Consider the following 2,813-nt stretch of genomic DNA (forward strand, 5'->3'; position numbering starts at 1 on the left):
TATGAGGAGTATGACGAGGAAGAAAAGATGATTTTCGGTATTGTGCGGGTCGGTGAAAAATCCCTGACCTATGGAGGAAAAAATTTGCAGGAAGTGAAATCTGATTTCATTCAAAAAATCGAACAAGAAACTGCGTCAAGGGATAATAAAATAACAAATTCAGAAATTTAGAAATTGAAACCGATTGATTAAAAGAATTATTACGGTTTCAAAAGTGACAAAGGTTACAGTGGTTCAGTCTGACTTCTGTAACCTTTGTCACTTTTGTAATTCTGCTAACCGATAGAGGTGCCCCTAATTCACTTCCAACTTCCCTGATTTCAAAAGATCAGGGAAGTTTTGTTTATAACCGGAAACCGGTTCCGTAAACCGTTTTTATCCACAAAGCAAAAAGACGGTCTGTGAGAGAATACGTCTTATTGATTTCTGTGATAAAATCTTTATCCAGCAACTTCTTTATAGCCGATTGTACAGCACTGGCCGAAGCCAGCCGATGACGTTTAATAAAAGCAGAAGAAGTGACTTGACGGGCTTCTCCATCTTTTGCAATGGCGTACAACACTTCTTTCTGACGTTCCGGTATATTGGAAAGGATTTCCCGGAATATGGTGTCGTTGTCACTTAGTAGCCTATCGATACTTTGTTGAAGAATACTAATCGTACACTCCTTATTGTTTTCAGTATCTGCAAAACCTTCATTAAAAGTTTTTTGAATATAATAAGTATGCCCCTGAAACAAGGCGTATACCCGTTTGGCCGTGTCCTCGGAAATAGATTTTCCGAATTTATTGAAATTACCGACAATGAAGGGAATATATTTCTCGTCGGGGATAGCACTTAGTTCGAGCATATCTGCACTATGGTAAAATGGACGTGAAGCAGATACGAACATATTTTGCATCATATGCCGTTCACTTCCTGCAAAAATGAAATGGCAATTATTTATTTTTTGAATATGTGTCCGCAACAAAGCCTCGATATTCTTTTCCGGATATTTAGCGATCTGCTGAAATTCGTCGATGGCAATAATACAGGGTTTATCGGCTTTGGCAAGATAAACGAAAATTTCATCTAACGTATATTCGGGTCGGTCGATATCCCCTAACTCCAAACTAAAAGTCGGGGTATTCGACAGCGGATCGAAACCGAATTTCCCGCTAATTGATTTCAGCGTCTGCATAAAAAGTTGAGTCATTCTTTTACTCCGGGGCAGCAACGTTTCATAAATCTCTTTCCCCAGCGTATAGGTAAACTCCCTCAGACTGGAAGTATGTAAGATGTCGATGAAAAAAGTGTAATACGTTTTTTTCCATTCCGGTTTTTCATAACAAAACTGAATTAATCCCGTCTTTCCCATCCTTCTCGGGGAAATAATCACCAAATTATTCCCGTTATCCAACGACCGGATCAAACGGGCCGATTCTTCTTCCCGATCACAAAAATAGGCCGGATCGATTTTCCCCGTCACAATAAAAGGGTTCACTATTTTCCTCATAACTCCATTTTTATACAAATATAATTATATTATCCGAATTATGCAAATCACATAATATTCTATGTAAAAATTGCATTCCAATCGTTTTTTATCTCATATTAAACAAAACTCCCTGATCTGTTATCGGATCAGGGAGTTTTGTTTAATATCCTATATGTAATGGGAACTGGTTTAATTAAATTCTGATTTAATTGAACTCTTTTTATTGGCATTTTGGAGGTACCTTCATCTAAAATAGTCGTTAATAATTCTCGTTTAAAATCTGATAACAATGAAAGCATGCTTTATGGGATTGGGTTATATAGGCCTGCCTACAGCTATAATTGCTGCTAAACACGGTATAGAAGTGATTGGGGTAGACATTAATCCCCAAGTTGTAGAGATGACTAATCAAGGGAAATTACATATCGTAGAGCCTGGCTTGGAAGCTTATCTGGAGGAAGTGATCTCTTCCGGCCAGATGAAAGCTGCTGTGAAACCGGAGGTCAGCGAGGCTTACTTTATGGTTGTGCCTACTCCTTTTAAAGGGAATCATGAACCGGATATATCCTATGTCGAGGCTGCTACTCGTGTTGTTATCCCTTTTTTGAAAGTGGGAGATTTATTTGTTATAGAGTCGACTTCTCCGATAGGAACGACGGAAATGATGACAAAACTTATTTTTGATGAGCGTCCTGAATTGGAAGGGAATATTTATATTGCTTACTGTCCGGAGCGTGTTTTGCCTGGAAATGTAATATATGAACTGGTGCATAATGATCGGGTAATTGGTGGTATAAATCCTGAATCTACTGAAAAGGCAATTGCATTCTACAGTCAATTTGTACAGGGAAAATTGCATCGAACAAATAGTCGTACGGCCGAAATGTGTAAATTAACGGAGAATTCTTCCCGGGATGTACAAATTGCTTTTGCAAATGAATTGTCATTGATTTGTGACAAAGCTGGGATTAACGTATGGGAATTAATTGAGTTGGCGAATAAACATCCGCGTGTCAACATTCTACAGCCGGGATGTGGAGTGGGGGGCCATTGCATAGCTGTCGATCCTTATTTTATTACGGCGGATTTTCCGATGGAATCCCAGATTATATCTAAAGCTCGTGAGATTAATAACTATAAATCGTTTTGGTGTGCAGAAAAAGTACAAAACGAGATGTTGAAGTTTGAATTGGTTCATCATTGTCAACCGATTGTCGCAATGATGGGACTTGCCTTCAAACCCAATATCGATGATCTTCGTGAATCTCCAGCGAAATATATTACGACAAAAGTATTGCAGAGCTGTAATAACGCCGATATTTTAGTGGTGGAGCCC

The 2,813-nt window shown here is 38.6% G+C and carries 2 protein-coding genes; one reads left to right on the plus strand and one right to left on the minus strand.

The window, feature by feature from the left end; translation table 11 throughout:
* Positions 1 to 343 precede the first annotated feature (343 nt).
* Entirely contained in the window at positions 344 to 1,495 is a 1,152-nt protein-coding gene (locus tag WS34_RS14280; RefSeq protein ID WP_046405670.1) for an AAA family ATPase, read from the minus strand.
* 271 nt (positions 1,496 to 1,766) lie between these two features.
* Here WS34_RS14280 and wecC point away from each other — a divergent pair.
* A partial coding sequence (wecC, locus tag WS34_RS14285; RefSeq protein ID WP_046405672.1) for a UDP-N-acetyl-D-mannosamine dehydrogenase occupies positions 1,767 to 2,813 on the plus strand: 1,047 nt, incomplete at its 3' end.

The sequence above is a fragment of the Odoribacter sp. N15.MGS-14 genome (assembly GCF_000980245.1).
Taxonomy (GTDB): domain Bacteria; phylum Bacteroidota; class Bacteroidia; order Bacteroidales; family Marinifilaceae; genus Odoribacter; species Odoribacter splanchnicus.